Source organism: Janthinobacterium sp. 67, assembly GCF_002797895.1.
Taxonomy (GTDB): Bacteria; Pseudomonadota; Gammaproteobacteria; order Burkholderiales; family Burkholderiaceae_D; genus Janthinobacterium.
This window is the reverse complement of sequence record NZ_PGES01000001.1, coordinates 5,566,438-5,592,114: the sequence shown is the minus strand read 5'-3', so window position 1 is coordinate 5,592,114 and position 25,677 is coordinate 5,566,438. Positions and strand designations below refer to the sequence as shown.

Annotated in this window: 37 protein-coding genes; 30 read left to right on the top strand and 7 right to left on the bottom strand. The window is 61.7% G+C overall.

Features of this window, described 5'->3' with window-relative positions; translation table 11 throughout:
• Positions 1-32: 32 nt before the first annotated feature.
• Positions 33-1,832 (bottom strand): terminase ATPase subunit family protein, encoded by a 1,800-nt coding sequence (locus CLU90_RS25130; RefSeq protein ID WP_100429565.1) that lies wholly within the window; start codon positions 1,830-1,832, stop codon positions 33-35.
• 136 nt (positions 1,833-1,968) lie between these two features.
• On the opposite strand from CLU90_RS25130, the gene CLU90_RS25125 reads away from it, so the two are divergent.
• The 24 genes from CLU90_RS25125 to CLU90_RS25015 all read left to right on the top strand — a co-directional run bounded on the left by CLU90_RS25125 (position 1,969) and on the right by CLU90_RS25015 (position 19,282).
• Positions 1,969-2,757, top strand: a complete 789-nt coding sequence (locus CLU90_RS25125; RefSeq protein ID WP_198511264.1) for a GPO family capsid scaffolding protein — start codon at positions 1,969-1,971, stop codon at positions 2,755-2,757.
• A 47-nt stretch (positions 2,758-2,804) separates the two neighbouring features.
• Complete coding sequence (locus tag CLU90_RS25120; RefSeq protein WP_100429107.1) at positions 2,805-3,824, top strand: phage major capsid protein, P2 family; 1,020 nt, start codon at positions 2,805-2,807, stop codon at positions 3,822-3,824.
• A complete protein-coding gene (gene gpM, locus CLU90_RS25115) occupies positions 3,824-4,540 on the top strand; it encodes a phage terminase small subunit (protein WP_100429106.1) in 717 nt (238 codons plus the stop codon). Before CLU90_RS25120 ends, gpM begins: the two co-directional genes overlap by 1 nt.
• 108 nt (positions 4,541-4,648) lie before the next feature.
• On the top strand, positions 4,649-5,152 hold the full coding sequence (locus CLU90_RS25110; RefSeq protein ID WP_100429105.1) for a head completion/stabilization protein: 504 nt from the start codon (positions 4,649-4,651) through the stop codon (positions 5,150-5,152).
• On the top strand, positions 5,152-5,367 hold the full coding sequence (locus tag CLU90_RS25105) for a tail protein X (protein ID WP_100429104.1): 216 nt from the start codon (positions 5,152-5,154) through the stop codon (positions 5,365-5,367). The genes CLU90_RS25110 and CLU90_RS25105 overlap by 1 nt, the downstream gene beginning before the upstream one ends.
• Before the next feature lie 65 nt (positions 5,368-5,432).
• Entirely contained in the window at positions 5,433-5,804 is a 372-nt protein-coding gene (locus CLU90_RS25100) for a hypothetical protein (protein WP_100429103.1), read from the top strand.
• Entirely contained in the window at positions 5,804-6,364 is a 561-nt protein-coding gene (locus CLU90_RS25095) for a glycoside hydrolase family 108 protein (RefSeq protein WP_100429102.1), read from the top strand. Before CLU90_RS25100 ends, CLU90_RS25095 begins: the two co-directional genes overlap by 1 nt.
• Positions 6,361-6,873, top strand: coding sequence for a lysis system i-spanin subunit Rz (locus tag CLU90_RS25090; protein ID WP_232731328.1), 513 nt, complete (start codon positions 6,361-6,363; stop codon positions 6,871-6,873). The genes CLU90_RS25095 and CLU90_RS25090 overlap by 4 nt, the downstream gene beginning before the upstream one ends.
• Entirely contained in the window at positions 6,857-7,345 is a 489-nt protein-coding gene (locus CLU90_RS25085; RefSeq protein WP_070301026.1) for a phage tail protein, read from the top strand. Before CLU90_RS25090 ends, CLU90_RS25085 begins: the two co-directional genes overlap by 17 nt.
• A complete protein-coding gene (locus CLU90_RS25080; RefSeq protein ID WP_100429101.1) occupies positions 7,342-7,809 on the top strand; it encodes a phage virion morphogenesis protein in 468 nt (155 codons plus the stop codon). Before CLU90_RS25085 ends, CLU90_RS25080 begins: the two co-directional genes overlap by 4 nt.
• 183 nt (positions 7,810-7,992) lie before the next feature.
• Positions 7,993-8,427 carry a hypothetical protein gene (locus CLU90_RS29500; RefSeq protein WP_157808898.1) on the top strand — a complete coding sequence of 145 codons (435 nt, stop codon included), beginning with the start codon at positions 7,993-7,995 and terminating at the stop codon, positions 8,425-8,427.
• A 131-nt stretch (positions 8,428-8,558) separates the two neighbouring features.
• Complete coding sequence (locus CLU90_RS25075; RefSeq protein WP_232731327.1) at positions 8,559-9,212, top strand: phage baseplate assembly protein V; 654 nt, start codon at positions 8,559-8,561, stop codon at positions 9,210-9,212.
• A 5-nt stretch (positions 9,213-9,217) separates the two neighbouring features.
• Positions 9,218-9,553, top strand: coding sequence for a GPW/gp25 family protein (locus CLU90_RS25070; RefSeq protein WP_442906711.1), 336 nt, complete (start codon positions 9,218-9,220; stop codon positions 9,551-9,553).
• Positions 9,550-10,461 carry a baseplate assembly protein gene (locus tag CLU90_RS25065; protein ID WP_100429098.1) on the top strand — a complete coding sequence of 304 codons (912 nt, stop codon included), beginning with the start codon at positions 9,550-9,552 and terminating at the stop codon, positions 10,459-10,461. The genes CLU90_RS25070 and CLU90_RS25065 overlap by 4 nt, the downstream gene beginning before the upstream one ends.
• Complete coding sequence (locus CLU90_RS25060; RefSeq protein ID WP_198511263.1) at positions 10,454-11,074, top strand: phage tail protein I; 621 nt, start codon at positions 10,454-10,456, stop codon at positions 11,072-11,074. Before CLU90_RS25065 ends, CLU90_RS25060 begins: the two co-directional genes overlap by 8 nt.
• The gene (locus tag CLU90_RS25055; protein WP_100429097.1) at positions 11,071-11,967 is read left to right on the top strand and encodes a phage tail protein; all 897 of its coding nucleotides are present in this window, start codon (positions 11,071-11,073) and stop codon (positions 11,965-11,967) included. The genes CLU90_RS25060 and CLU90_RS25055 overlap by 4 nt, the downstream gene beginning before the upstream one ends.
• Positions 11,967-12,446 carry a hypothetical protein gene (locus tag CLU90_RS25050; protein WP_139178466.1) on the top strand — a complete coding sequence of 160 codons (480 nt, stop codon included), beginning with the start codon at positions 11,967-11,969 and terminating at the stop codon, positions 12,444-12,446. Before CLU90_RS25055 ends, CLU90_RS25050 begins: the two co-directional genes overlap by 1 nt.
• A 71-nt stretch (positions 12,447-12,517) precedes the next feature.
• Complete coding sequence (locus CLU90_RS25045) at positions 12,518-13,693, top strand: phage tail sheath protein (protein WP_100429096.1); 1,176 nt, start codon at positions 12,518-12,520, stop codon at positions 13,691-13,693.
• A 56-nt stretch (positions 13,694-13,749) separates the two neighbouring features.
• Positions 13,750-14,259: a phage major tail tube protein gene (locus CLU90_RS25040; RefSeq protein ID WP_100429095.1), complete on the top strand. Its 510-nt coding sequence runs from the start codon at positions 13,750-13,752 to the stop codon at positions 14,257-14,259.
• A gap of 39 nt (positions 14,260-14,298) precedes the next feature.
• Positions 14,299-14,607: a phage tail assembly protein gene (locus CLU90_RS25035; RefSeq protein ID WP_100429094.1), complete on the top strand. Its 309-nt coding sequence runs from the start codon at positions 14,299-14,301 to the stop codon at positions 14,605-14,607.
• 8 nt (positions 14,608-14,615) lie between these two features.
• Complete coding sequence (locus CLU90_RS25030) at positions 14,616-14,729, top strand: GpE family phage tail protein (protein WP_071650284.1); 114 nt, start codon at positions 14,616-14,618, stop codon at positions 14,727-14,729.
• Entirely contained in the window at positions 14,730-17,600 is a 2,871-nt protein-coding gene (locus CLU90_RS25025) for a phage tail tape measure protein (protein ID WP_442906710.1), read from the top strand.
• 15 nt (positions 17,601-17,615) lie between these two features.
• Entirely contained in the window at positions 17,616-18,224 is a 609-nt protein-coding gene (locus CLU90_RS25020; RefSeq protein WP_100429092.1) for a phage tail protein, read from the top strand.
• Positions 18,221-19,282 (top strand): phage late control D family protein, encoded by a 1,062-nt coding sequence (locus tag CLU90_RS25015; protein ID WP_100429091.1) that lies wholly within the window; start codon positions 18,221-18,223, stop codon positions 19,280-19,282. The genes CLU90_RS25020 and CLU90_RS25015 overlap by 4 nt, the downstream gene beginning before the upstream one ends.
• A 56-nt stretch (positions 19,283-19,338) precedes the next feature.
• Here the strand turns inward: CLU90_RS25015 and tnpC are convergent, their stop codons facing one another.
• From tnpC to tnpA, 3 genes are read right to left on the bottom strand one after another with little or no spacing between them, the layout of a single operon-like run.
• Entirely contained in the window at positions 19,339-20,925 is a 1,587-nt protein-coding gene (gene tnpC / locus CLU90_RS25010) for an IS66 family transposase (RefSeq protein ID WP_100427868.1), read from the bottom strand.
• A gap of 29 nt (positions 20,926-20,954) precedes the next feature.
• Positions 20,955-21,302, bottom strand: coding sequence for an IS66 family insertion sequence element accessory protein TnpB (gene tnpB, locus CLU90_RS25005; RefSeq protein WP_100427869.1), 348 nt, complete (start codon positions 21,300-21,302; stop codon positions 20,955-20,957).
• Entirely contained in the window at positions 21,299-21,685 is a 387-nt protein-coding gene (gene tnpA / locus CLU90_RS25000) for an IS66-like element accessory protein TnpA (RefSeq protein ID WP_100427870.1), read from the bottom strand. Before tnpA ends, tnpB begins: the two co-directional genes overlap by 4 nt.
• A gap of 101 nt (positions 21,686-21,786) precedes the next feature.
• Here tnpA and CLU90_RS24995 point away from each other — a divergent pair, with 101 nt between their 5' ends.
• Positions 21,787-22,236 carry a hypothetical protein gene (locus CLU90_RS24995; protein WP_100429090.1) on the top strand — a complete coding sequence of 150 codons (450 nt, stop codon included), beginning with the start codon at positions 21,787-21,789 and terminating at the stop codon, positions 22,234-22,236.
• A 4-nt stretch (positions 22,237-22,240) separates the two neighbouring features.
• On the opposite strand, the gene CLU90_RS24990 is transcribed toward CLU90_RS24995, so the two are convergent.
• Positions 22,241-22,681: a hypothetical protein gene (locus tag CLU90_RS24990; protein WP_157808897.1), complete on the bottom strand. Its 441-nt coding sequence runs from the start codon at positions 22,679-22,681 to the stop codon at positions 22,241-22,243.
• Between CLU90_RS24990 and CLU90_RS29495 the strand changes: the two genes are divergently transcribed.
• Complete coding sequence (locus tag CLU90_RS29495) at positions 22,680-22,907, top strand: hypothetical protein (RefSeq protein WP_157808896.1); 228 nt, start codon at positions 22,680-22,682, stop codon at positions 22,905-22,907. The two genes, CLU90_RS24990 and CLU90_RS29495, sit on opposite strands and share 2 nt — an antisense overlap.
• Here the strand turns inward: CLU90_RS29495 and CLU90_RS29490 are convergent.
• Together CLU90_RS29490 and CLU90_RS24985 are read right to left on the bottom strand one after the other, a co-directional pair.
• Positions 22,904-23,593 (bottom strand): hypothetical protein, encoded by a 690-nt coding sequence (locus CLU90_RS29490; protein WP_157808895.1) that lies wholly within the window; start codon positions 23,591-23,593, stop codon positions 22,904-22,906. The genes CLU90_RS29495 and CLU90_RS29490 overlap by 4 nt on opposite strands.
• 100 nt (positions 23,594-23,693) lie before the next feature.
• Positions 23,694-24,119 (bottom strand): helix-turn-helix domain-containing protein, encoded by a 426-nt coding sequence (locus CLU90_RS24985; protein WP_232731326.1) that lies wholly within the window; start codon positions 24,117-24,119, stop codon positions 23,694-23,696.
• Between the two features lie 312 nt (positions 24,120-24,431).
• On the opposite strand from CLU90_RS24985, the gene CLU90_RS24980 reads away from it, so the two are divergent.
• From CLU90_RS24980 to CLU90_RS24965, 4 genes are all read left to right on the top strand, one after another.
• Positions 24,432-24,635, top strand: a complete 204-nt coding sequence (locus CLU90_RS24980) for a hypothetical protein (RefSeq protein WP_100429088.1) — start codon at positions 24,432-24,434, stop codon at positions 24,633-24,635.
• 23 nt (positions 24,636-24,658) lie between these two features.
• Positions 24,659-24,871, top strand: a complete 213-nt coding sequence (locus CLU90_RS24975) for a hypothetical protein (protein ID WP_332870875.1) — start codon at positions 24,659-24,661, stop codon at positions 24,869-24,871.
• Positions 24,868-25,131 carry an ogr/Delta-like zinc finger family protein gene (locus tag CLU90_RS24970; protein WP_100429087.1) on the top strand — a complete coding sequence of 88 codons (264 nt, stop codon included), beginning with the start codon at positions 24,868-24,870 and terminating at the stop codon, positions 25,129-25,131. Before CLU90_RS24975 ends, CLU90_RS24970 begins: the two co-directional genes overlap by 4 nt.
• A 121-nt stretch (positions 25,132-25,252) precedes the next feature.
• Positions 25,253-25,654 carry a hypothetical protein gene (locus tag CLU90_RS24965; protein ID WP_100429086.1) on the top strand — a complete coding sequence of 134 codons (402 nt, stop codon included), beginning with the start codon at positions 25,253-25,255 and terminating at the stop codon, positions 25,652-25,654.
• The last annotated feature ends 23 nt before the right edge of the window (positions 25,655-25,677 follow it).

The following is a 25,677-nucleotide window of genomic DNA, read 5'->3' as shown; positions in this document are numbered from 1 at the left end:
CTGGCCGTGCGCGCGCAAGTGTCGTGCTTTGCTCAAGAATAAATCTCCATGAAAGAGTGGTGGTTATCGGTGGTGCCTTCGAAGGGCTCGTGATCGAGGGCGTGCATGCAGGCCCACGCCAGATCGGCGTGGCCGGTTTCGTCGCTGCGGCCAGCGACATAGGTCACGTGCCGCCCGCTTGGGGTGAGGGCTTTGTGGATGGCCATGAAGGACTGCGCGATGTCGGTCCAGCCGGCGTCAAACTCCAGCCGGCCCTTGCTGATGATGTTTTTGGCCTTCAAGACCATGCGGGTTTTGACTTCGGGCGAGTAATTCAGGGCCGTCACAGCAGGGAAGAAGCCGCGCACGATGGGCAGCACGCCGATGCCCATGCCCGTGGTATCGATGCCGATGTATTCGACGTTGTAGCGGCCGGTCATCTGACGGATGGCGTCGGCGTGATCCTCGAAGCTTTGCCCGCGCCACTGGTGGCGCTCCAGGATGCGGAACTTGCCGCCGGCCGTCATGGGCGGGGCCAGCACCACGCAGCCGGCGCTGTCGCCGTTCAAGGCCGGGTCATAGCCGATCCACACGGGCCGGTTGCCGAACGGGCGCAGACCCAGCAAGGGCTTGTAGTCGTCCCATTCCACCCAGGAATCGACCATGCAGCGCTGCAGCTCGGCCAGGGGGAAGACCGAGGCCGAGTCGTCGATGAAATTGCACATCAGCAGGTTATCGAACTGGTCCGGGCTGTATTCGAAGTTGCGCAGCTCGTCGATGTCGAACAGGTTGCAGCCGCCGCGCTCGGCATCCAGGATGGTGACGATCTGGCGCCAGATCTTGTCCTCGCCCGTAAAACCCGACGACAGGCGGCCATGGCTCACGTCGATATTGACCTGATCCGCCTTGGCGCGGCGCTTGTTGAACAGCTCGCCAGTCCAGAACGGGTAAGCCTGGTGCGTGGTCGAGGATGGCGTTGAAAAGTAGGTCTTGCGCCACTTCTTGTGGATGGCCATGCCCGAGGCCACCTTGTTCAGCTCCTGGAAGTTCTGCGTCCAGAAAAATTCATCGAAGTAGAAATTGCCGTGGTAGCCCTGCGCCGTGCGCGCATTGGTGCCCAGGAAATACAGATGCGCGCCGTTCGGCAACACGATGGGGTCGCCCGTCAGCTCGATGCCGGCCGCCTCGCGCGCGAATTGCACGATGTATTGCTTAAAGACATGCGCCTGCGACTTCGACGCGGACAGGAAGATTTGATTGCGGCCCGTGGCCATGGCGTCGGCCAGCGCTTCGCGCGCGAAATACCAGGTGGCGCCAATCTGGCGCGATTTAAGGATGGCGCGTGTGCGCTGGTCGCCGTTGCGATACCAAACTTTCTGGTAATCGAACAGCGAGTCCTGGAAGGCGTCGAGCAGCTGGATTTTCTGTTCTTCGCTGAAGTCGTTGCGCATCGGCTTCTTCTTCGGCCCGGCGTTGCGGTTCGCCAGCTTCGGGTTGAGATCGACCTCGTTGCCGCCCGGCTGCTCATAGCGGCGCACGCGCGCCGCCTGCACGATAGCGCGCATCAGCAGATCGATTTCTTTGTAGTCGCTGCCGCTCTTGACCTCTTTTTCGATCAGTTTCACCAGGCGCAGCTCGGCTGCTGCCTCGACGTGCTCGATGGCCTGCGCCTTGTCCCACTCGTCGCGCAGCTTCCAGCTATTGATGGTGCTGCGCTTGATTTCGAGGTGGCGGGCGATGGACGAAATGCGCCAGCCCTTCCAGTACAGGGCGCGCGCGGCACGGCGCGGCTCGGATTCGGGCACGGCCAGTTCGGCGATTTTTTCTTCAGGGGTTTGATGGATTCCTAACATGCCGCCAGCGTAGGCCGCGCGCGCGCGGAGCGGGGAAAGGCAAAAGTCGCTATGGCCCATAGCAACCCGCGCCGCATTGAATCGTAGCGCCAAGACGTTGACCATGGCGTTATCCGATCAACCGAGACACGCCACCATGCCTAAATCCCAATTCTTCCGCGTCGCCACCGAAGGCGCCACCACCGACGGCCGCAACATCGACCGCGCCACCATCGAGCAAATCGCCGCCACCTACAACCCGAAAACTTACGGCGCGCGCATCTGGCTCGAACACATTCGCGGCATCCTGCCCGACAGCCAGTTCAAGGCCTACGGCGACGTGATCGCCGTGAAGGCCGAGGAAGTGGACACGGACAGCGGGAAAAAACTGGCTCTGTTCGCGCAGATCGAACCCACGCCGGAACTGGTGGCCATCAACAAGGCGAAACAGAAGCTGTACACCAGCCTGGAAATTCAGCCCGACTTTGCCGACTCGTCGCAGCCCTACCTGGTCGGCCTGGGCGTCACCGACAGCCCGGCCAGCCTGGGCACCGAGGCGCTGAAATTCTCCGCCGGCCGCAAGCAGCAAACCGACAACCTGTTCACCTCCGCCATCGAGGTGACGCTGGAATTTGAGGAGCCGCAGGGCACCAAGCTGGCCGACGCCGTGAAAAACCTGCTGTCGCGCTTTTCCAATAAATCCGGCACCGACGCGGCGCAGTTCGCCGACATCAGCGAGGCCGTCGAGGCGCTGGCTGGCCACGTCGTCACCGTCAACGACAACTACGCCGACACCCTCAAGCGGCTCGATGCCGCGGAAAAAGCGCAGAAAGCGACGCAGGACGAGCTGGCCACCTTCAAGGCGCAGATGGACGAAGCCCCTGGCAACGGTCCGCGCCGCCCGGCCGCCACCGGCAACGACGGCGCCGTGCAGACCGAGTTTTAAACGCCCGCGCCATCCACCTACCACATTCAACAACGGAGCACTGATTTATGAAAAAGCAAACGCGCCAGGTCTTTGGCCAATACGAAACCCGCCTGGGCCAACTGAACGACACGGACAACGTGGCCAAGACCTTCAGCGTCACGCCCAGCGTGCAGCAAAAGCTGGAAAACAAGATGCAGGAATCGAGCGAGTTCCTGTCGAAGGTGAACATCATCGGCGTGGGCGAGCAGGAAGGCGAAAAGCTGGGCCTGGGCGTGTCCGGCCCGATTGCCGGCCGCACCAACACCAAGGACAAGGAGCGCAAGACGCGCGACCTGTCCACCCTGGACGGCACCAAGTACCGCTGCGAACAGACCAACTTCGACACGCATTTGAACTATGCCAAGCTCGACGCCTGGGCCAAGTTCCCTGACTTCCAATCGCGCGTGGCCAATGCCATCCTGACGCGCCAGGCGCTGGACCGCATCGTCATCGGTTTCAACGGCGTGAAAGCCATGGCCGACACCGATCTGGACGCCAACCCGCTGTTGCAGGACGTCAATAAAGGCTGGCTGCAGCACCTGCGCGAGCTGGCGCCCGAGCGCGTGCTGGGCCTGGTCGCCAACGGCATGCCGGGCAAGGTCATCATCGGCGACGTGGACGGCGCCGACTATGCCAACCTCGACGCGGCCGTCACCGATGCCGTCAACCTGCTGGACCCGTGGTATCAGGAAGACACCAATCTGGTGGCCATCGTCGGGCGCAAGCTGTTGAACGACAAGTATTTCCCGTTGGTCAACACCAAGCAGGCGCCCACGGAAACCCTGGCGGCCGACATCATCATCAGCCAGAAGCGCATCGGCGGCTTGCCAGCGGCGCGCGTGCCCTTCTTCCCCGATAACGCCATCCTGATTACCCGTTTCGACAATCTGTCGATCTACTTCCAGGAAGGCGCGCGCCGCCGCCGCGTAGAGGACGTGCCCAAGCGCGACCGCATCGAGAATTACGAGTCGTCCAACGACGCCTACGTGATTGAAGACCTGGGCCTGGCCGCGCTGGTGGAAAACATCGAGCTGAAAGACAAATAATGGCCAACCAGTCCCCCGCCCTGCGCCACCGCGCGCGCATGCTGGCCGAGCGCACGGCCGGCGCCGCACCGCCGCAGGGCGTCACCACCGGCACGGCCTACGAGCTGATGCTCTACAAGCTGTCCGACGACCGGCGCCGACTGAAGGCTATCCAGTCCGTCGAACGCAAGATCGAGGTCAAGGCCACCTTGCTGCCGGATTACGCGCAATGGATCGACGGCGTGCTGGCCGGCGGCAAGGGCGCCCAGGATGACGTGTTCGCCACCCTGCTGGTGTGGCACATCGACACGGGCGAATACGCGCGCGCCCTGGTCATGGCTGAATACGCGCTGGCACACAAGTTCACCTTGCCCGACACCTACAGCCGCGACATCGCCACCCTGATGCTGGACGAGTTTGCCGAGGGCTTCCTGCACGGCAAGCTCGCCGCCGATCCGCAGCACGCGGCGCAGGTGCTGGGCCAGGTGGAACAACTGACGGCCGCCAGCGATGCGCCCGATCAGGCCCGCGCCAAGCTGCACAAGGCCATCGGCCTGGCCATGATCGCTGTGCTCGATCAGGCGGACGACACGGACATCGCCCCGGAACTGGTAGCACAGGCGGAAACGGCCATGGGCCAGTTGAAACGTGCCCGCGCCCTGTCCGAGTCATGCGGCGTCAAGAAAGATATGGAACGGCTGGAAAGGCGCCTCAAGCGCGCGGCCGGTTCCACGTAAAGAGCATCCCCCGCAGCACGGCGGCACGGGGGGATTCTGGCCAACGCATTGGCAACGATGTTGACCTGATGAACCCCGTCCACCGCCCTATTATTGAAAGCGTCCCGTATGTCCTTCATGGCCCTGCCCCCGTCCATCCATCCCGGCAGCACGCCGGCGCCGCCAGCGTCTGTCCCTGGCGTCATCGAGAACGACGGCTGGTTTCCCGACATCCTGCTCACCGATATGCGCGACGCCATGCGCCTGGATGGAACCGTCACCGACGCGCGCCTGGTGCAAGCCGTGGTCGATGCCATCCTGCAGGTCAACCGCGAACTGGCCGACTGGCAGGGCAAGCAGGCCGCTGCCGGATTCCTTGCATTGGGGGACCTTCCCGCAACCAAGATCAACCGCGAGTCCCGCCTGCTGGCGCAGTACCGGCGTGCCGTCTACAGCACGGCGAAAGCCGATCTGATCGAGCGTTACCGCGACTACGACAGCACGGCCACGTCCGTGAGCGACAAGAAAAGCATGGAGTGGCTGGACGAGGCGCCCGGCGCGCAGCGGCGCAATGCGCAATGGGCGATTGCCGATATCGTCGGCCGCACGCACCTCACCGTGGAACTCATCTGATGCAGGTGCGCACGCAGCAGCACGACACGGTGGACGCCCTGGTGTGGCGCTACCTGGGCGACGGCGCGGGATACGTCGAGCAAACCCTGGAAATGAATCCCGCGCTGGCGCGCCACGGCGCCGTGCTGCCGGCCGGCCTGGTCGTTACCCTGTCCGAGCCGGCGCCCAGCACGGGCCAGGTGGCCGCCGCCGATCTTGTGCAGCTATGGGACTGATCCTGGCATTCACCCTTTTATCCATCATGAAAAATCTATCTATCCTCACCCCGGAGAATCAAGCAATGTCCGCAGAATCGTTTGGTGGTTTCGCCACCCTGGTCAAACTGTACGGCTTCAAGGCGGCGCTGGGCATGGTCGGCGCCGCCATGCTGTACATCGTCCTGCCGCCGTTGAACAGCGACGGCACCTTCAACAAGGGCGAATTCGTCGCCCGCCTGGCTTGCGCGGGCGTCTTCTCGTGTCTGCTGGGCGGCACGGTGTACCAGCTGCTGTGCGCCCAGCTCCCGACCATCGGCGCCATGGTCAACGCCTCGGCCATCGACTTGATCGTGGGCGCGCCGGGCTGGTGGGTATCGCGCGCCGTGGCCCTGTGGTTCCAGCGCCGCAGCGACAAGGACATCGCCGAGCTGGTCAAAGACGCGAAGGAACACTGATGGCCACCACCAACAACCCTTTGATCGCGCGCGTGATCGACGCCATCTTGCGCGCCGAAGGCGGCTATGTGAACGACCCGCAAGACAAGGGCGGCGAAACCAACTTCGGCATCACCGTGGCCGTGGCGCGCGCCAACGGCTATCAAGGCCCGATGCGCGACCTGCCCGTGGCTGTGGCGCGCGCCATCTACACGGCGCGCTACATCACGGAACCGAAGTTCGACCAGGTGCTGGCCATTCATGCCGGCATTGGCGCCGAGGTCATCGACACGGGCGTGAACATGGGGCCGCACCGCGCGGCCGAGTTCCTGCAGCGCTGGCTGAACGGTTTCAACGACACGGGCGCCCGCTATCCCGCCCTGTTCGTCGACGGTCGCCTGGGCGCGCAGTCGCTAGGGGCACTGGCCGCCTTCCTGACATGGCGCGGCCAGGACGGCGCCGCCGTGCTGCTGCGCGCCTTGAACGGCCTGCAGGCGGCGCGCTACCTGGACATCACCGAGTCCAACAAGAGCCAGCGCCGTTTTCTGTTCGGCTGGATCAAGGAACGGGTGGTCATGTGACGGCAACCACCTGGCGCCCGCTGGCTGCCTGCCTGCTGTGCGGCGCCATCGCGGGCTGGACGACGCAGGGCTGGCGCAAGGATGCCAGCATCGCCGAACTGCAGCGGGCGGCCGCTATCCAAACAGCCACCGCCGCCACCGAACTGGCCCAGGCCACCGCCCGCGTGCTCACCTTGGAGCGCGCCGCCGGCGCCGCCCTGGCGCTGCGCGCCGACCACCTCACCCAGGAGCAAACCCATGCGAAAACCGAGCGCAACCGTTTCAGCCTTGATGTGCGCAGCGGCGCTGTGCGCCTGTCAATCCCCGTTGCCAGCGGCCAGTGCACCGCAAGCGCAGATACCACCGCTGCCGCAGGCCATCGGCGTGAAGCGCGCGCCGAACTTGACCCAGCGACTGCGGCAGCTCTTGACGCCATTGCCGGCGACGGCGACGACGCCACCCGCCAGCTGAACGCCTGCATCGACGCCTACAACCTAGTACGAGACACCTACCATGTACAAACCGAATAGCCTGCGCCAGCACTTGGCCGCCGCCATCCCCGACCTGCAGCGCGACCCCGACCGCCTGCTGGTCTTCGCCGATGAGGGCAATGTGGTGGCCAGTGCCACCGCCTCGCTCTCCTTCGAATACCGCTTCAAGCTCAACCTGATCGTCACCGACTACGCGGGCGACGCCGACGCCATCATGGTGGCCCTGATCGCCTGGCTCAAAGTCCACCAGCTCGACCTGATGGCCAACGAGGAAACCCGCAAGCACGGTATCGCCTTCGAGGTGGATTTTAACAACCACGAAACGGTCGACATTTCCATCAAGCTGGACCTGACCGAGCGCGTGGCAGTCAAGGCAGGCGAGGCGGGCCGCCTGGACATCAAGCATCTGGCCGAGATACAGCATATGCCGGCCTACGCGGACGAGTTCTGGAAACTGTATGACGGTGAAACCCTTCTGGCCGAATGGCGCACGCCCGAGGCAACGCCATGAGCGACGATCTGCACGCACTGGAAGCCTGGGCCGGCGCCCTGCTGGTCAAGCTGCAGCCAGCCCAGCGCCGCGCCATCAATCACAAGGTGGCCATCGACCTGCGCCGCAGCCAGGCGCAGCGCATCAAGGCGCAGCAGGGGCCGGATGGCACTGCCTACCCGGCGCGTAAGCGGCGCAAGGAACTCAAAGGGAAGAATGGACGGATCAAGCGGCAAAAGGCGGCCATGTTCAACAAGATACGCACCGCGAAATACCTCAAGGTGCACGCCGATCCTGGCCAGTTGACTATCGGCTTCGTGGGCAAAGTGATGCACGTCGCACGGGTGCATCATGAGGGTCTGACAGACAACGTCACCAAGAAGGGACCGAAATACAGCTACCCCGCCCGACCGCTATTGGGGTTAAGTGAAACGGATCGGACGTTAATCCGCGAATCCTTGCTGCGTCACTTGGAAAAGTTCTGAGATGAGCTGATTTATTCTTCATCCAAGGTTGGTTTCGAGGAACTGTGGTCTTTCAGGCCAAAAGCCGCAGCCCAGCAGAGGTAAAAGGTTACAAAAAACGGCGTAGAATGACTCAAGCCATATGAAAAGTCCTACGATTACTCTCTTGAACACCCCATAACCTAACTAAAGCGAGGTTCCGTCATGGACCCGAAAATAGCCAAATTTGTCACGGTGGAAGATTGCGATTCATTTGGTGTAAATGCACGGGCCCGAGGCGCTCCACACTTGGCTGATCAAGCTCGCAAGCGCGCTATCCAAATTCGAGCCGATGCGCACGGAGCTACCAGCGACGTAGAACGTGAATGCCTTCTGGCGGTATACGCTTACGAAGAAGGCCTCTCCGCCCGAAAAGGTAAACGTCAGCCAGCATCACGAACTTGGCAGATGATCAAGCGTCATGGAATTATCCCTGCCGTTGAGCGTATCGTAACCAAACGAGAGGTTTCAATGGGGTTTACCATACTGGCGGAAATGGATCTGATGGACTTCGCTTTTGAAGCGGTTGTTCTCCGCCATCCGCAAAGTTTTTCGCCTGAGGCAATTGCAATGTCCCGTACGAGATTGCCAGATTTATGAAAACCGATACGATTTATTAAGCAGAACTTCACCTGACAACATGCAGAATTGATAAAGCGACACTCGCACCATAGTCGCTAAGCCACTTATCAACCCGCCCCCGCGTGCATCCGCACGCGGACTTCGGCAACATGCATTGCATGAACGCCGACCAGTCCGACCTCCTCCGCTTGCTGCAAAACCTGATCCGCCTGGGCACCATTGCCGAGGTCAAAGGGGCCAAGGCGCGCGTGCGGCTCGGGCCGACACTCACCACCGAATGGCTGAAATGGGCCACGCCGCGCGCTGGCAGCACGCGCACCTGGTCAGCGCCGACTGTCGGCGAACAGGTCATCGTCTTTTCCCCTGGCGGCGACCTGACACGCGGCATCATCGTGCCGGCCCTGTACTCGCAGGAATTTGACGCGCCCGAGTCCAGCGACAGCATCCACACCACCCACTACCCCGACGGCGCCGTAGTGCAGTACGACCACGCGGCCCACGCCCTGACGGCAGTGCTACCCGGCGGCACCGCCACCATCACGGCCAACAAGGTCACATCGAACGCGCCCAGCACCATTTGCATGGGCGACCTGACCGTCATGAAAAACCTGATCGTCAACGGTGCCACCGCGCTGAATGGCGGCGTGAACGCCAAGGCCGGCGCCGCTGGCGGCGTGGCCATGGCGGTGCAAGGAACTGTCAAAGCCAGCGAGGACGTGCTGGCCGGCGCCATCAGCCTGGCCAAGCATGCGCACGGCGGCGTCCGGGCCGGCGGCGACCAGTCGGGCGGGCCGCAAGCATGATGGGCATGCACAGCGCCACCGGGCGCAGCCTGACGGGCCTGGACCACCTGCGCCAGTCCGTGACCGACATTCTCACCACGCCCATGGGTTCGCGCATCCGGCGCCGTCGCTATGGTTCCGAAGTGCCCGAGCTGATCGACCAGCCCTTGAACAGCGCCACGCAGTTGCGCATCTACGCGGCCACCGCCTTTGCCCTGCGCCGCTGGGAGCCACGCCTGCAACTGGCCAGCGTGCAGCTCACGCGCGACACGGACGGCGCCATCGCGCTGCTGCTGGACGGCACGGCGAATGGCCAGGGCATCACCCTGGCCGTACCCGTCAAGCAAAGGGGCGTCGTATGAGCACGCCTATCGACCTGACCCAATTGCCGGCGCCCAGCGTGGTGGAAGCGCTGGACTTCGAAGCCATCCTCGCCACGCGCAAAGCCCACCTGGTCAGCCTGCTGCCGGAAGCCGAGCGCGAAGCCGTCACGGCCCTGTTGGAGCTGGAATCGGAGCCGGCCACCAAGCTGCTGGAAGAAAACGCGTATCAGGAAACCATCTTGCGCAACCGTGTCAACGAAGCGGGCAAGGCCGTCATGCTGGCGTTTGCCCTCGATGGCGACCTCGATCAGCTGGGCGCCAACGTCAACGTGGCGCGCCTGGTCATCACGCCTGCCAATCCCAACGCCCTGCCGCCCGTGGCCGCCGTCATGGAAGACAACGACGCCTACCGCCTGCGCATCCAGGAAGCGCCGGACGGCCTGTCCGTGGCCGGCCCGAAGGCGTCGTATGAATTCCATGCGCGCAGTGCGGACGGCCAGGTCAAGGACGCGAGCGCCACCAGCCCGGCGCCGGCGCACGTCACCGTCACGGTGCTGGCCAATAACGCCACCGGCATTGCCGATGCCGCGCTGCTGGGCACCGTGGCGCGCGCGCTCAACGCCGAGGAGGTGCGTCCCCTGGGCGACCGCCTCACGGTACAGGCCGCCCAGGTCATCGATTACCAGATCGAAGCCACCCTGTTTATCGGCGTCGGCCCGGAAGTGCCGATTCTGCTGGACGCCGCGCGCGCCAACGCCGCGCGCGTGTCGCAGCCGCGCCGCCCGCTGGGCCACAGCATCTATCGTTCCGCCTGCAGCGCCGCCGTCCACGTCGAGGGCGTGCGCAAGGTGGTGCTGGCCAGCCCGGCCGCAGATATCGAACTGGACGCCACCCAGGCCGCGCGCTGCACCGGCATCAACTTGAACGTGGTGGTGCTCGATGAATAGCATCGTGCCGACCCTGCCGCCCAACACCACGGAGCTGGAGCGCGCCATTGCCGTGGCCTGCGCCGAGCTGGTCAACGTGCCCGTGCCGCTGCGCGACCTGTGGAATGCCGACCGCTGCCCGGTCAACTTGCTGCCCTTCCTGGCCTGGGCCTGTTCCGTCGACCGCTGGGATGACGCCTGGCCCGAGTCGATCAAGCGCGGCACGATCAAGGCGTCCTACTTCATCCACAAGCACAAGGGCACCATTGCCGCCGTGCGCCGCGTAGTGGAGTCCCTGGGCTACCTGATCCGTATCACCGAATGGTGGCAGACCACGCCGCCCGGCGTGCCGGGCACCTTCCGCCTCGACGTGGGCGTGCTCGACACGGGCATCACGGACGCGATGTTTCAGGAAATGGAACGCCTGATCGCCGACGCCAAGCCCGTCAGCCGGCATTTGACGGGCTTGGCGCTGTATCTGGAAAGCCGGGGCCAGGCACAGATCGGCCTGGCCACCTACCACGGCGATGCGATGACGGTTTATCCGTGGATCGCCGAAGAAATCGAAGTGCGCGGCACGCTGTTACAAAGCGGCGCATCCCATACCATCGACACCATGACCATCTATCCATGAGCACATATTTTGCCGTTCTGACGCAAGTGGGCGAGGCCAAGCTGGCGAATGCCATCGCCCTGGGCCAAACCCTGAAACTGAAAAAAATGGGCGTGGGTGACGGCAACGGCGCCTTGCCGATCCCCGACCGCATGCAAAAGGTGCTGGTGCGCGAAGTGCGCCGGGCCGACCTGAACCAGTTGGCTATCGACCCGGCCAACCCCAGCCAGATCATCGCCGAACAGGTGCTGCCCGAAGAGGTGGGCGGCTGGTGGATACGCGAAATCGGTCTTTACGACGAGGCGGGCGATCTGTGCGCGGTGGCCAACTGCCCGCCAAGCTACAAGCCCGTCATGGCCGAAGGCAGCGCGCGCACGCAAGTGGTACGTGTGGTGCTGATCGTCGCCAGCACGGCCGCCATCGAGCTGAAGATTGATCCCAGCATCGTGCTGGCGACGCGGGGCTATGTAGAACAATACGCCGCGAAAATTGGGCACCAGCACGACGCGGCTGATGTCATCAGCGGCATGCTCTCCACCGCACGCATTCCGCAACTGGCCATCAGCCGCATCACCGGCCTGCAAGAAGCGCTGGCCGGCAAGGCGCCAGGCGATCTGCGGCGCCATAACGTCGCCCCGGCCAGTCGCCTACCCAACGTGAACTACACCAATAGCACCGGCCGCGTGATGCATATCAATGCCGGCTTCATTCACCTTACGAACAGTCAGTTCCACGCAATGGTGCTCGTCAGGGACAGCGGCGGGGAAGTCCATGCCGACGGCGATATCTCCAATTCAAACGGCGGCTACGGCACCAAGGCAAGCGTCATCGTTCTGCCAGGTGAAACCTATCAATGGAACTACAACGTGCAATTAACCGTTCCGACACTTCAATTCTGGCGGGAGACATACTGATGAACACAATGCGCTATCTGATTGATCCCGTCACATCCGCCGTCTGTGCTTTTGAGCGCGAAGCCTTGGCATTCATTGACAAGGCGCTGGCCGCCGGCATGGTCGATTGCAGCCGCCCGCCCGAGGAAAACGAGTCCTGGGATCGTGAGACAGCCATGTGGGCCGTTCGTCCCGACCAGGACGGCACCCTCTTTCAGGGCAAAGCCCTGGCGCATTTGAATGCCACGCGGATCTTGCGAGAGCAATTGCTCAATCGCCTGTGTGGACTCGGCTATGACGCCTTGAACGAGGGTGACAACGACATGGTGATGGCCATCCACACGGCCCGCCGGGCGTTGCGGGACATTACCGAAGCCCCTGCGGTCGTTGCGGCAACCGACATCGACCAGCTGCGCAATGCTGTCAGCGCAGCCTATCAGGTGATTGTCGCTGCGGCGCCGGAGCAAATGCAGGTGGCCTTTTTAGGCATCCAGTTATAGCGGTGCCAGGCAGCTAACGCCCTTGCGCCGAAGCGCCAACCGACATTTTCACATTTACCAAGGAGAACCACATGGCAACTGACTACCACCATGGCGTGCGCGTCATTGAAATCAACGAGGGTTCGCGCCCCATCCGCACCGTCTCCACGGCCGTGCTGGGCCTGATCGCCACGGCCGACGACGCCGACCCGGCGGCCTTCCCGCTCGACACGCCCGTGCTCGTCACTAACGTGCTGGCCGCCATGGGCAAGGCTGGCAAGACGGGCACCCTGTACCGCAGCCTGCAGGCCATTGCCGCGCAGACCAAGCCCTTGACCATCGTGGTGCGCGTGGCCCAAGGCGAGACGGAAGCGGAAACCACCAGCAACGCCGTGGGCGGCGTTTCCCCGGACGGCAAGTACCTGGGCGCCCAGGCGCTGCTGGCTGCGCAAAGCAAACTGGGCGTGAAACCGCGCATCCTGGGCGCGCCGGGCCTCGATACCCAGGCCGTCACCAACGCCCTGGCCAGCGTGGCGCAGCGCCTGCGCGGCTTCGTGTATGCGTCGGCCTACGGCTGCGCCACCGTCACGGCGGCCACCGCCTATCGTGGCCAGTTCGGCCAGCGCGAGGCAATGATGATCTGGCCGGATTTTGTGAACTGGGATACAGCCCTTGATGAAGAAGCCAGCATTTCCGCTGTCGCCTACGCCATGGGCCTGCGCGCCAAGATTGACGAGGAAACGGGCTGGCACAAGACCCTGTCCAACGTGGTCGTCAACGGTCCGACCGGCATCACCAAGGACGTGTTTTTCGACCTGCAAGACCCCGCCACCGACGCGGGCGTGCTCAACGCCAAGGAAGTAACCACCCTGATCAACATGGGCGGTTACCGCTTCTGGGGTTCGCGCACCTGCGAAGCGCCGGGCGGCTTCTTCTATTTCGAAAGCTATACGCGCACGGCCCAGGTGCTGGCCGACACCATCGCAGAGGCGCATTTCGCCTTTGTCGACCTGCCCCTGCACCCGTCCCTGGTGCGTGACCTGCTGGAAAGCATCAACGCCAAGTTCCGCGACTTGAAACTGCAGGGCTACATCATCGACGGCCACGCTTGGTATGACGAGCAATACAACGACAAGACGGCGCTGAAAGACGGCAAGCTGGCCATCGATTACGACTACACGCCCGTGCCGCCGCTGGAAAACCTGAAATTCCAACAGCGCATTACCGACCGCTACCTGGCCGACTTCGCCTCGCGCATCGCCGCGTAATACCCATCACCACCCTGCCCGCCCCAGCGCGGGCGCATTGAAGCATTGGAGAAATTATGGGCCTGCCCCGCAAACTGAAAAATTTTAACTTGTTCCAGAACGGCGTCTCCTTCATGGGCATGGTGCCCGAAGTCACCTTGCCGAAACTGAGCCGCAAGATGGAAGAGTACCGAGCCGGCGGCATGAGCGGCCCCGTGTCCGTCGACTTCGGCAACGAGGCGCTGTCGCTGGAATGGAGCGCTGGCGGCCTGATCGCCGAAGCCCTGAAACAGTACGGCGCGCATGCGCACGGCGCCGTGCAACTGCGCTTTGCCGGCGCCTACCAGGAAGACGATGAGGGCACGGTCGCCGCCGTCGAGGTCGTCGTGCGCGGCCGCTACAAGGAAATCGATATGGGCGCGGCCAAGATGGGCGACGACACCACCCACAAATACACCATGGCCTGCAGCTACTACAAGCTGATGATCGACGGCGCCACGGTCATCGAACTGGACTTCATGAGCGGCACCGAAAACTTCGGCGGCGGCGACACCAATGCCGCCATTCGCAAGGCCATCGGCCTGTAATCCCCTTTTTACTCACTACCCCACCACAAGGAACACAGCATGAACAACGATACCCAAAACCAAGCCGTCATCGAGCTGGACGAACCAATCAAGCGCGGCGACAGCTTCATCACCGCGCTGACCGTGCGCAAACCCAAGGCGGGCGCCCTGCGCGGCATTTCCCTGATCGAGCTGGCCAACCTGAACGTGTCGGCCCTGCAGATCGTGCTGCCGCGCATTACCGAGCCGACCCTGACCGCGCACGACATCGCCAACATGGACCCGGCCGACCTGTTGGCCGTGGGTGCCGAGGTCGCCGGTTTTTTGGCGAGCAAAGCCGATCGCCTTTCGGTATCCCCGGCGAAGTAGAAGACGCCATGGCGGACATTGCCGGCGTCTTTCACTGGACGCCGGCGGCGATGGACGGTTTTACGATTGATGAACTGATGGCCTGGCGCGAGCGCGCCCGGCAGCGAAGCGGAGCGGAATAGATGGCCGGTCGGGATTTGAAGTTACAGGTGGTATTTGCGGCACTGGACAAAATTACCGGCCCGCTGAAAAAGATCATGGGCGGCTCCAGCGATACGGCTAAGGCTTTGAGGGCGACCAGCGACCGCTTGCGCGACCTGAACGCGCAGCAGAGAAACCTTGGGAAATTCCGCGAACTACATAGCGGTATTCGAACAACGGGGGTTGAGCTGAAAGAAGCTCAAAAAAAAGTAAAAGAGCTGGCCGCAAGCATAAAGCAGACCGAGTCTCCTACACGCGCCATGACGCGTGATTTGAAGGCGGCGACGAAGGTCACCCAGGCTTTGACGCTGAAAGGCCGAGAACAAAGCCAGCAATTCCGCGTCCTGCGCGCCAGCCTCAAGGAGGCCGGCATCGACACGCGCCAACTGGGCAAGGCCCAGGAGTGGCTTAAAAACAGTATCCAGTTGACCAACGTTGAGCTGGCGTCGCAACAAAAGCGCCTGGCCGCCTCAAACGCCAAGCAGCAGCGCGTAACCAACGCCACCCAGCATGCCGACAAGCTGCGCAACAAGGCGGGCAACCTGGCCATGGCCGGCGCTGGCGCCACCGCCACGGGCGCCGTGCTGGGCGCGCCTGTCGTCAAGGGCCTGAACGAGGCCAAGCACTATCAAACGGAAGTAGGCAGGGTCAACGCGCTGGGCCTGGGCGACAAGGTGTCAGCCGAGGCCGTCGCCTTCGCGCGCAACATGCAGACCTACGGCACCAGCCAGCTCGACAACCTGCAGCTCATGCGCGACGGCATGAGCGCCTTTGCCGATGTGCACCACGCGGAAATGGTCGCCCCTACCCTAGCCAAGATGAAGTTTGCTAATCACGCCTTCTTTGGCGAGGCCGAAGGCGCCGACAACGAACGCAAGTTCATGGACATGCTCAAGGTCATCGAGCTGCGCGGCGGCCTGGAGAGCAAGGAAAAGTTCGAAGCCCAGGCCAACATCGTCCAGCAGGTCATCACCGCCACGGGCGGGCGCGTCGGCCCGAATGAATGGCTGAACATGATCAAGACGGGCGGCATCGCGGCCAAGGGCTTGAAAGATGACGCCTTTTACTACCAGATGGAACCGCTGGTGCAGGAAATGAGCGGCAACCGCGTCGGCACGTCCCTGATGAGCGCCTACCAAAACTTGTACCAAGGCCGCACCACCAAACGCTCGGCCAAGAAACTGGAAGAATTTGGCTTGATCGGTGACAAGAGCAAGGTCACGCATGATAAAGCGGGACAACTGTCCTTCCTCAATCCTGGCGCGCTGCTGGGTTCCGATCTATTCCGCGAAAACCAGTTCGAATGGATGGAAAAGGTGCTGTTGCCGCAACTGGCCAAGAAAGGCATCAAAGACAAAAACCAGGTGCTCGACGCCATCGGCAGCATCTTTTCGAACCGCACCGCGTCGAACCTGTATTCGCAGATGTATCTGCAGCGCGGCCAAATCCACAAGAACGAAAAGCTCAACCGTGGCGCCGCCGATATCGGCAAGCTGGAAAAACTGGGCCGCGACTCGGCCGCCGGCAAGGAACTGGAAGCGCAATCCAAATTAGCCAACCTCAAGCTCACCATGGGCGAGAAAATCCTGCCACTGTATGCGCAGGGGCTGGAAATGGCGATTGCCGCCGTCACGCGCCTGAATGGCTTCATGGAACGCAACCCGACCGTGGCCAAGGTCATGATTACCGCCTTTGCCGTGCTGGCCGGCCTGCTGTTGGTGCTCGGCCCGCTGATGCTGGGCATTGCCGCACTGATCGGCCCGTATGCCATGCTGCACGTCATGTTCGCCAAGATGGGCGTGACGGGCGGCGTGCTCACGCCGATCTTACGCGGCCTGGGCGGCGCCTTCATGTGGGCGGGCCGGGCCGTGCTGTGGCTGGGCCGTGCCTTCATGCTCAATCCGATTGGCCTGGCCGTGACGGCCATCGCCGGCGCCGCTTACCTGATCTACAAATACTGGGAGCCGATCAAGGGTTTCTTTACCGGCATCTGGTCGCACGTCAAGACCGCTTTTGCCGGCGGCATCGGCGGCGTCAGCAGCCTGATCGCCAACTGGTCACCGCTGGGCCTGTTCTATCGCGCCTTCGCGGGCGTGCTGGGCTGGTTCGGCATTGCTCTGCCGGCCAAGTTCACCGACTTCGGCGCCAGCATCCTGCAGTGCATCACCGCATCCTGGGCGCCCATTTCCGCCTTCTTTGCCGATATCTGGTCGCGCCTGCGCACGGTCTGTGCCGGCGGCATGGGCAGCATCAGCGCCCTGATTATCAACTGGTCGCCCATCGGCGTGTTTTACCAGGCGTTCGCGGGCGTCATGAGCTGGTTCGGCATCCAGCTGCCGGCCCAGTTCACCGAGTTCGGCGCCAACATCCTGCGCGGCCTGGTCAACGGTATCACGGGGTCCATGGGCGCCGTCAAGGACGCCATCAGCAATGCCGGTTCCAGCACCATTGCCTGGTTCAAGGAAAAGCTGGGCATCCACAGCCCAAGCCGCGTATTTGCCCAGCTTGGCGACTACACCATGCAAGGCCTGGCCGTGGGCCTGGACCGCAGCGAGGGCGCGCCGATTGCCAAGGTATCGGGCCTGGCGCAGCGCCTGACGCAACTGGGCGCCGGCATCGCCATCGGCACGGCCACCGCCTTGCCCGCCAGCGCCTTCGACACGCGAGCACCGCTGGCCCAAGGCGGGTTCGGCGCCGGATTGAGCATCCAGGGCGACAAGATCGAAATCACCATCCAGGCGCAAGCCGGTTCCGATCCCCAGGCCATCGCCCGCGCCGTGTATGCGGCCATGGAACAACGCGACCGCGAAAAGGCGGCGCGCATCCGCTCGTCCCTGCGCGACCACGATTAAAGAAAGAAGCACGCCATGATGATGATTTTAGGAATGTTCGTGTTCAGCCTGCCGACCTTGGCCTATCACGAGCTGCAGCGGCAAACGGAATGGAAACACGCCAGCACGGCCCGCGTGGGCCTGCGCGACGCGCACCAGTACGTGGGGCCAGGCGACGACACCATAACCCTGTCGGGCTGGGTGGCGCCGGAACTGACCGGCTCCCTGTACTCGCTCGATGCGCTGCGCATGATGGCCGACACGGGCAAATCGTGGATACTGATCCAGGGCACGGGCCGCATTCTCGGCTCCTACCGCATCACGAGCATGACGGAAGGCCGCACCATCCTGGACGGCAGCGGTGGCGCGCGCCGTGTCGAGTTCTCGATTGCGCTCAAGCGCGACGACGACGGCGTGCTGGCCATGGTCGGCCTGGGCGACATCGGCGACCTGAAAAACATGCTCAGCATCGACGGCATGACCAGCAGCATTGCCGGCGCGGCCAAGAATGCCGTGGGAAGCGTGGTGGGCAATGTGGTCGGCGGCATCACCTCGAAATATGGCGGCGTGGTCAGCGAGATGAAAGACAAGATCGGCGGCAGCATCAGCGACGCCATCGGCAGCGCGGCGAACAAGTTCAAATGAGCGAGCATATCCCCGCCTTCAAGGTCAGCATCGAGGACAAGGATTTGACGGCCATCGTCTCGCCGCGGCTCATCAATCTCACCTTGACCCTGTGCCGTGGCGACGAGAGCGACCAGCTCGATATCTCCCTGGATGACAGCGACGGCAAGCTGGCCATGCCGCCGCGCGGCGCGCAGATCGCCCTGGCGCTGGGCTGGCAAGCGTCCGGTCTGGTGGACATGGGCAAGTTCACCGTCGACGAGGTGGAGCACAGCGGCGCGCCTGACACCATCACCCTGCGCGCCAGGTCGGCCAACCTGATCGACACGTTTAAACAGCAGCAGGAACACAGCTTTCACAAGACCACCCTGGGCGCCATCATCGAGGCGATTGCCTTCCGCAATGAGCTGGCGTCGGGCGTGTCGGCGCGCCTGCGCGACACCGCCGTCGAGCACATCGACCAGACGCACGAAAGCGATGCGGCCTTCCTGCGCCGGCTGGGCAGGAAATACGACGCGGTGGCCACCGTCAAGAATGACACCCTGCTCTTCATCCCCATCAACCAGAGCCGCACCGCCAGCGGCAAGGCGCTGCCCGTCATTCCCATCACGCGCGCCCTGGGCGACGGCCACCGCTATCACAGCGCCGAGAGCGACGCCTATACGGGCGTGCGCGCCTTCTGGCACGACGAGCGCTACGCGCGCCGCCGCAGCGTCGTGGCCGGCGTGCCCGGCAACAGCAAGCGCCTGCGCACCACCTTCGCCAACGAAACCGACGCGCGCGCGGCGGCCGTGGCCGAATGGCAGCGCATCCTGCGCGGACTGGCCACCTTTGAAATGAGCCTGGCCCTGGGCAACCCGGCCGTGTTCCCGCAATCACCAGTGACCGTGCAAGGCTTCAAGCCCGAGATCGACGCCACCGAATGGCTATCGGTCAAGGTCACGCACAGCCTGGGCGGCAACGGCTTTACCACGCGCGTGGAGTTTGAAACGAAAACGGAAGCGGTCGAGGCTGAACGCGAGGACGAGAAAGACCCGGACGAAGGCATCACGGTAAGCGTAAAGCCTGCGCCGTCTTGAGCCTGGCGTTGATTTGCTAGATGATGGCATCACACCGCTGGGAAGCGGCGTGTTGTTTAAGCCGAAGGGAGCTGCGCGGCGCAGTTCCAAGGCAGGAAGTCGTCGACCTGATTGACCGGATGATCGGCGATGTTGGTCAGCACATGGCGCAGCCAGGCCTCGGGGTCAACACCGTTGAGCTTGGCCGTGCCGATCAGCGAGTAGATCGCGGCAGCACGCTCGCCGCCGCTGTCGGCACCTGCGAACAGGTAATTGCGGCGGCCGATGGCGACACCGCGCAACGCCCGCTCGGCGGCCGAGTTGTCGATCTCAATGATGCCGTCGTCGCAGTAACGCAGTAACGCCGGCCATAGGTTCAGCGCGTACTGGATTGCCGCCGCCGTGTCCGACTTGCGCGACAGCTTTTCAAGCGTGGCGCGTAGCCAGCCATTAAGCTCGTCGAGCAATGGTCGTGATCGTTGCTGGCGCGCCAGTTGTCGTTCGTGCGGCGGCTTGCCGCGTATCTCGGCTTCGATCACATACAGTTCGGCGATGCGTCGTAGAGCCTCGGTCGTGATGGCAGATGACCTGGCCGCGTGCAGGTCGTAGAATTTTCGCCGTGCGTGCGCCCAGCATGCCGCCTCCTGGATGGTGCCGTCGACGTACAGCGCATTGAAGCCGGCATAGGCGTCAGCCTGCAGCACGCCGCTGAAGCTGGCCAGGTGGGTTTGCGGATGGATACCCTTGCGGTCCGGCGTGTAGGCGAACCAGACCGCTGCTGGCGTGGTGTCGCCCGACGCGCTATCGTCACGCACGTAGGTCCACAGCCGCGCTGTTTTCGTCTTGCCATTGCCGGGCGCCAGGACCGGAATCGGGGTGTCGTCGGCGTGCAGCTTGGCGCCAGCGAGCACATGGCGCCGGATCGCCTCGACCAGCGGGCGCAGCAGCGCGCTGGCCGCCCCGACCCAGTTCGCCAGCAGCGCACGTTCCAGTTCGACGCCTTCGCGGGCATAGATCACCGACTGCCGGTATAGCGGCAGATGGTCAGCGAACTTGGCCACCAGGATATGGGCCAGCAGCCCCGGTCCGGCAATGCCGCGCGCGATCGGCCGGCTTGGCGCCGGTGCCTGCACGATGGTGTCGCAGCACTTGCACGCCAGCTTCGGACGTACATGACGGATCACGCGGAAGCTGGCCGGCACGAACTCCAGTTGCTCGGCGACGTCCTCACCCAACTTGCGCAGCCCGCCACCGCAGGCCGGGCAAGCCTCGGCCTGCGGTTGATACACGCGCTCGTCGCGCGCCAGGTGCTCCGGCAGCGGTTTGCGCGCCGACTTGGTGCGCGGTGCCTTGTCTGCCGGCGGCCGCTCACGCTCGGCCTCACCCTCGGTCGCTTGCAGGTCTTCCAGTTGTAGTTCCAGCTGTTCGATCTGGTGGTCCAGCTTCTCGGATTTGCGACCGAACTGCATGCGACGCAGCTTGGCAATCATCAGCTTCAGATGCTCGATCTCGACCTCGGTCGTCGTCAGTTGCGCGCGCAGTCCTGACACCAGCTCGTCGTGCGCGGCGATGACGGTGTCGCGCTCACGCAGCGTCTGCTCGGCCGCCAGCAGCAATGCCTTGAGGGCATCGATGTCGTTGGGCAGATCGGCTGAATTGAGCATGGGCCAAGTTTACGCGAGGGCGCCGACGTTTACAAGCCCGACGATGGTTGCCAGGTGCGTACTGGCTGGCGCCAGTCGATGCCTTCGAGCAGCATCGACAGTTGGGCCTGCGTCAGCGTGACCGTGCCGCTGCTGGCCTGCGGCCAGATGAAACGGCCCCGCTCAAGCCGCTTGGCCAGCAGGCACAGGCCGTCGCCAGTCCACCACAGCAGTTTGATGATGTCGCCGCGCCGGCCACGAAATACAAACACATGGCCGTTGAATGGATCGGCCTGCAGCGTCGTCTCTATCTTGGCCGCCAGGCCGTTGAAGCCGCAGCGCATGTCGGTGATGCCAGCGACGATCCAGATCCGGGTGTGGGCCGGCAGGCCGATCATGGCAGCAGCCGCTGCAACACCAGGTGCAGCACGGCAGTGTCAACGGCGCCTTCCAGCCGCAGCCGCGCTTTGCCAACGGTCAGTTCGATGATGCCGCCGCACGCTGGTGCCTGCTCGGCCACGGGCTGTGCCATGACCGACGCCACCACCGTCACCGGCAGCAGTGTGCAGACATTATTGCCAGATTCCTGCTGGCCTTCTCCGAACAGTTTACGCCAAGCGAATACCTGATTGGCGTTGAGGTTGTGCTGGCGGGCGATGCGCGAAACGGATGCGTCAGGCAGCAGCGACTGGGCGACGACGGCCCGCTTGAATTCATCGGAGTGGCGCCGGTAGCTGCCACGTTTTGAGGGTCTTGCGACTGGTTGAATTATTGTGTCCATAATCGAGTTTGTGGACACAATCGATTTGTGTCTCAACCTCAAATCATGCTGGCAGGAGTAGTCAAGGTAAAGACGGCGCTGGCTTTACGCTTACCTTTGAAATGAGCCTGGCCCTGGGCAACCCGGCCGTGTTCCCGCAATCACCAGTGACCGTGCAAGGCTTCAAGCCCGAGATCGACGCCACCGAATGGCTATCGGTCAAGGTCACGCACAGCCTGGGCGGCAACGGCTTTACCACGCGCGTGGAGTTTGAAACGAAAACGGAAGCGGTCGAGGCTGAACGCGAGGACGAGAAAGACCCGGACGAAGGCATCACGGGCGTGGTGGCCAAGTGGAAGGACGTGGCGGCGAAGAAAAAAAAGACGGGGCAGGAGCAGGCAGGAGCCACGGGAACGCTAAAGACCTTGGAGCATCTTTACAAAAGCAAGAGCGGTGCCAAGCGAGCGGCAAAACTGGCGTGGGAGCACATCAAGGAGGTGCGCGAAATAATTCGGGAGAACAGCGAGGAGCCATGGAAGCCGGCGGAAACGACTTCCAAAGCGCAGGCGTGACGAACTACGGGAGGGTCACAGACTTTATCAGGACGCTCAATACTTCATTTGTTACACCCTTGAGTGTCTCCATAGTTCCGGCCTTCACTGATTGCACCAATCTCTCGCCCAAGGTAACGCGGCTGACCAGACTATCGGGGACAGCTTTGAGGGCGGTCAAACCTTTTTCGGAAAGTACCGCATCCGAGAAGCCTGTGGCTGTCTTGCTATTGGGGCGTACGGAAATGTACCCCTCTTGCACCAACCATGTGGCGGTGTTGATAAATGCCTCTGCTGGAGGAGTCACTTCGGCACCTGTGAAGCTGTCAGCATTGAAGCATGCAGCTTCACCACCTTCTACAAATTTTCTCGCGTCCAGGAAGATTGGTTTCGGAAAATTTTCGTACAATTTTGCAAAAATTTGGCCAGTTAATACATCAAAAGCATCAATATTGGAGAATGTCATGATCAACAGAAATTTAGAAGAAGTAGAACGCCAAGAAAACGAAATTCGGCACCATATCCATCGGCAGATATTAGGAATATCTGACCAGGTGCGTTCCAAAGAAATATGGCTTAGGATTCTGGCGACAGCAAATCCCGAAACCATTGCAACCGCGCTAAGTACACAGCTCACGCATTTCAAATATCAGGAAGTGCTGCGCCGCAAACAATGCATCTGCCGTCGTTAATGCCCTCGATTAGCGGGAAGCCACATTGCTGGCATATCGCCAGTCGCGCCGACACACTCAACGGGGACGCTTCCCCTAGATTTTTCAATATGCCCTATCGAGTAGGATTTTCCGGCAATGTAGCACTTACTATCTAAGGAAGAAGTGCTTGACTCCCCGCTTACAGGGGACTTGTATAGGAGCCAGCCGCACGCAGCTAAAGACATGCTAAGCAAAATCAAACGGACCCTTGCAGTTCGTTGAAGTTTGCCGATGTTAGCGGCCCGCTCCTCACATACTTGGCAAGCATTATCAGCATTGCCTCCCACAACAGGTCGCGGTAATACAGGAATTTCTGACGGTGGCTCGCCTTGGTCTGCAGGGACATCGGCAGACTTGGCATCTTTTATCCAGGTCTCCAGTAGATTTTTTACTTCCGAGTACCTCTCAAGTGGTAGCTCCTTGATCTTCTTTAAACCGAAGTCTGTAATGATGATTCTGTACACGTCCAAGGGATGGTCGCCCGTAAGTGCGGACAGGTCTTTCACCAGTGCATTGATACGACGTCGTTGGAAATCGGTAATTAATTCAACGTCATTTTTTTCTGCCCCCAAGTGCAGTGTAACTACATTGTTCAGCCGGGGAGCTTCAATAATATTTCCAAAGACATTCTGTCCAACATCGCCGCTAAATTCTGGTCTATCCATTCCGAAATCCACATCTTTACAACTTATAATTTCAATTTAACAACATTTATCACAAAATGAAGCCCTCTCTCACTGACTATTGGTGAGGGAAAACACCCCATCAAATGGGTTTCTTTTTACTCTTATTGGGCATTTTTACTGTATTTGGCCCAGTGATATTGCCGTAAATATTTTGTCCAATATCACCATGGTGCACTGGCTGCACAAGGTTTTGCGGCTGGTTCATTCCGCCGATTAAGCCAAGCACGCCAGCCCTTCCACGAATATCCATCTTGCGATATCCAGCAACAACTTCGCTCTCGTCCGCGCTCAAGTTCCCAGGCGTGAATTGGCCCGTAACAACATAGAGCACATCAACCCCAATTGCCGCAACAGCAGCTAGAAACTCCGCATTTGGTACTTGCTTCCCTTGCTCCCAGTCGATCTGGGTACGCTTTGAGGCCCCACCTACCGCCGCAAAATCCGCCTGGTTATAGCCGAGTCGTTCACGTTCAGCCTTAAGACGCACACCAATAATTTCACGCAATTTCTCACCTTTTACTTTACAAGTGCGGTTTTTCGCACTATATTTACGTCATTACCATGTGACGTATACAAATCATACCTTATGACAACTATCGCCCCAGTTACGCGGCAGCCAAAGAATCCACTTTCGCAGCCAATTCCTATCCGCTTGCTCCCACCTGAAATTGAGCGCGTAGAAAAGTTCGCACAGAAAGACTCCCGTTCGCGGGCGTCGTTTATGCGCCTAATGTTGCTGCGAGGCCTGCAATCTTATGAGGCCGAACTCGTCCAATTGTCCGTTGTCCATCACGCTTAACTGCACAGGAGCAGGCCCATGTACCCCGATGCAAAACGTATCCGCAGCCACCGCGTCATGCTGCGTCTGGACGATTACGAACACCAGCTTGTTTCCTCTCTCGCCGACTACCAAGGCGAAGCGCTTGCAGTGTTGGTGCGCCAGATCGTCATGCGTGAAGCCTTGGCAGTTATTGCCGCTGATGAAGCCAACATCGACAGCGTACAGCTTCGCAGTGCTTAATCCGAGACACTGAATAGTAACTTTTGAGCAACTGCAAAGCTATCCACATGCCAGATCACCAAATTAATCTCAATGACGACGAGCGCGCGCTGCTGGAAATTGTGCGTCAACGCCAGGGGCTGGCAAGTATCGATCAGGCGGCCGAATGGCTGGTCAAGTCGCGCTTACGCAAGCAGGCAAAAAACATGACAGGTCGCGGTCGCGCCCTGTACCAAGTGGAAAGAAAGCTGAAATGAGAGTCATCGGCCTGCCCTGCCCGCATTGCGAATACACCGTCCGCGCCGTCAAGAGCCGCACCATGTCCGCCATGTTCAAGGAAATCACCTACATGTGCCAGAACCCTGAATGCGGGCACTCCTTCGTGGCAGGCCTGGAAGTACTGCGCACCCTCTCGCTGTCCGCCATGCCCAAGGCCGATATCCGCATTCCAATGTCCCAGCATGCGCGCACGGCAGCCACCAGCCAGCTGGCCCTGGACCTGACTGCGGGCTGCTGATGACTATTCCGCTCCTCGCGCCGCCGTAACCCGGCCGCTGTAACTCCCCCTCTTTTGCTGTGCCCTGCAGCGCTCCCTTTTTGAGCGTGCGGGATTCGTTCAACCAAAAATAAGGAAACCGATGGAAACCACGCTGTACGCCGCCAAGCAAACAGGCACTCTTTCCGCGCCGAGCACGGCCCGCCCTGCCCCGCAACAATGCGTTGTTCCGGTGGCCCCAGCTTGCTTCCTGCTGCAAGCCAGCGCTGGCACCAGCATCGACGCGCTGTCGTACTCCATACATCAGATTGCAAAAACCTATCATGCCTTCGGCGCCGCCAACATCACTTTCATCATCAGCGATGCCAAAGCACTGACCGTCGCGGGATTCTTTACACCAGCGCACCAGCGCGTACTGGTCGGGAGCATGCCCATCGAGCTGCACTACATGTTTGCCACCGAAGAAGGCGTCCGGCACAGCAATGGCTCCTCGCGCACGCTGTCCTACTGGGCGGAGTACTTTTCAAAGCAAGAGGCGCGCTGATGCTGCGCCTGGCCAAAACCTGC

Excerpts from the sequence above, each read along its gene's own strand:
- CLU90_RS25130 (WP_100429565.1), bottom strand. The coding sequence starts at position 1,832 with ATGTTAGGAATCCATCAAACCCCTGAAGAAAAAATCGCCGAACTGGCC.
- CLU90_RS25125 (WP_198511264.1), top strand. The coding sequence starts at position 1,969 with ATGCCTAAATCCCAATTCTTCCGCGTCGCCACCGAAGGCGCCACCACC.
- CLU90_RS25120 (WP_100429107.1), top strand. The coding sequence starts at position 2,805 with ATGAAAAAGCAAACGCGCCAGGTCTTTGGCCAATACGAAACCCGCCTG.
- gpM (WP_100429106.1), top strand. The coding sequence starts at position 3,824 with ATGGCCAACCAGTCCCCCGCCCTGCGCCACCGCGCGCGCATGCTGGCC.
- CLU90_RS25110 (WP_100429105.1), top strand. The coding sequence starts at position 4,649 with ATGTCCTTCATGGCCCTGCCCCCGTCCATCCATCCCGGCAGCACGCCG.
- CLU90_RS25105 (WP_100429104.1), top strand. The coding sequence starts at position 5,152 with ATGCAGGTGCGCACGCAGCAGCACGACACGGTGGACGCCCTGGTGTGG.
- CLU90_RS25100 (WP_100429103.1), top strand. The coding sequence starts at position 5,433 with ATGTCCGCAGAATCGTTTGGTGGTTTCGCCACCCTGGTCAAACTGTAC.
- CLU90_RS25095 (WP_100429102.1), top strand. The coding sequence starts at position 5,804 with ATGGCCACCACCAACAACCCTTTGATCGCGCGCGTGATCGACGCCATC.
- CLU90_RS25085 (WP_070301026.1), top strand. The coding sequence starts at position 6,857 with ATGTACAAACCGAATAGCCTGCGCCAGCACTTGGCCGCCGCCATCCCC.
- CLU90_RS25080 (WP_100429101.1), top strand. The coding sequence starts at position 7,342 with ATGAGCGACGATCTGCACGCACTGGAAGCCTGGGCCGGCGCCCTGCTG.
- CLU90_RS29500 (WP_157808898.1), top strand. The coding sequence starts at position 7,993 with ATGGACCCGAAAATAGCCAAATTTGTCACGGTGGAAGATTGCGATTCA.
- CLU90_RS25075 (WP_232731327.1), top strand. The coding sequence starts at position 8,559 with ATGCATTGCATGAACGCCGACCAGTCCGACCTCCTCCGCTTGCTGCAA.
- CLU90_RS25070 (WP_442906711.1), top strand. The coding sequence starts at position 9,218 with ATGCACAGCGCCACCGGGCGCAGCCTGACGGGCCTGGACCACCTGCGC.
- CLU90_RS25065 (WP_100429098.1), top strand. The coding sequence starts at position 9,550 with ATGAGCACGCCTATCGACCTGACCCAATTGCCGGCGCCCAGCGTGGTG.
- CLU90_RS25060 (WP_198511263.1), top strand. The coding sequence starts at position 10,454 with ATGAATAGCATCGTGCCGACCCTGCCGCCCAACACCACGGAGCTGGAG.
- CLU90_RS25055 (WP_100429097.1), top strand. The coding sequence starts at position 11,071 with ATGAGCACATATTTTGCCGTTCTGACGCAAGTGGGCGAGGCCAAGCTG.
- CLU90_RS25050 (WP_139178466.1), top strand. The coding sequence starts at position 11,967 with ATGAACACAATGCGCTATCTGATTGATCCCGTCACATCCGCCGTCTGT.
- CLU90_RS25045 (WP_100429096.1), top strand. The coding sequence starts at position 12,518 with ATGGCAACTGACTACCACCATGGCGTGCGCGTCATTGAAATCAACGAG.
- CLU90_RS25040 (WP_100429095.1), top strand. The coding sequence starts at position 13,750 with ATGGGCCTGCCCCGCAAACTGAAAAATTTTAACTTGTTCCAGAACGGC.
- CLU90_RS25035 (WP_100429094.1), top strand. The coding sequence starts at position 14,299 with ATGAACAACGATACCCAAAACCAAGCCGTCATCGAGCTGGACGAACCA.
- CLU90_RS25030 (WP_071650284.1), top strand. The coding sequence starts at position 14,616 with ATGGCGGACATTGCCGGCGTCTTTCACTGGACGCCGGCGGCGATGGAC.
- CLU90_RS25025 (WP_442906710.1), top strand. The coding sequence starts at position 14,730 with ATGGCCGGTCGGGATTTGAAGTTACAGGTGGTATTTGCGGCACTGGAC.
- CLU90_RS25020 (WP_100429092.1), top strand. The coding sequence starts at position 17,616 with ATGATGATGATTTTAGGAATGTTCGTGTTCAGCCTGCCGACCTTGGCC.
- CLU90_RS25015 (WP_100429091.1), top strand. The coding sequence starts at position 18,221 with ATGAGCGAGCATATCCCCGCCTTCAAGGTCAGCATCGAGGACAAGGAT.
- tnpC (WP_100427868.1), bottom strand. The coding sequence starts at position 20,925 with ATGCTCAATTCAGCCGATCTGCCCAACGACATCGATGCCCTCAAGGCA.
- tnpB (WP_100427869.1), bottom strand. The coding sequence starts at position 21,302 with ATGATCGGCCTGCCGGCCCACACCCGGATCTGGATCGTCGCTGGCATC.
- tnpA (WP_100427870.1), bottom strand. The coding sequence starts at position 21,685 with ATGGACACAATAATTCAACCAGTCGCAAGACCCTCAAAACGTGGCAGC.
- CLU90_RS24995 (WP_100429090.1), top strand. The coding sequence starts at position 21,787 with ATGAGCCTGGCCCTGGGCAACCCGGCCGTGTTCCCGCAATCACCAGTG.
- CLU90_RS29495 (WP_157808896.1), top strand. The coding sequence starts at position 22,680 with ATGATCAACAGAAATTTAGAAGAAGTAGAACGCCAAGAAAACGAAATT.
- CLU90_RS24990 (WP_157808897.1), bottom strand. The coding sequence starts at position 22,681 with ATGACATTCTCCAATATTGATGCTTTTGATGTATTAACTGGCCAAATT.
- CLU90_RS29490 (WP_157808895.1), bottom strand. The coding sequence starts at position 23,593 with ATGGATAGACCAGAATTTAGCGGCGATGTTGGACAGAATGTCTTTGGA.
- CLU90_RS24980 (WP_100429088.1), top strand. The coding sequence starts at position 24,432 with ATGTACCCCGATGCAAAACGTATCCGCAGCCACCGCGTCATGCTGCGT.
- CLU90_RS24970 (WP_100429087.1), top strand. The coding sequence starts at position 24,868 with ATGAGAGTCATCGGCCTGCCCTGCCCGCATTGCGAATACACCGTCCGC.
- CLU90_RS24965 (WP_100429086.1), top strand. The coding sequence starts at position 25,253 with ATGGAAACCACGCTGTACGCCGCCAAGCAAACAGGCACTCTTTCCGCG.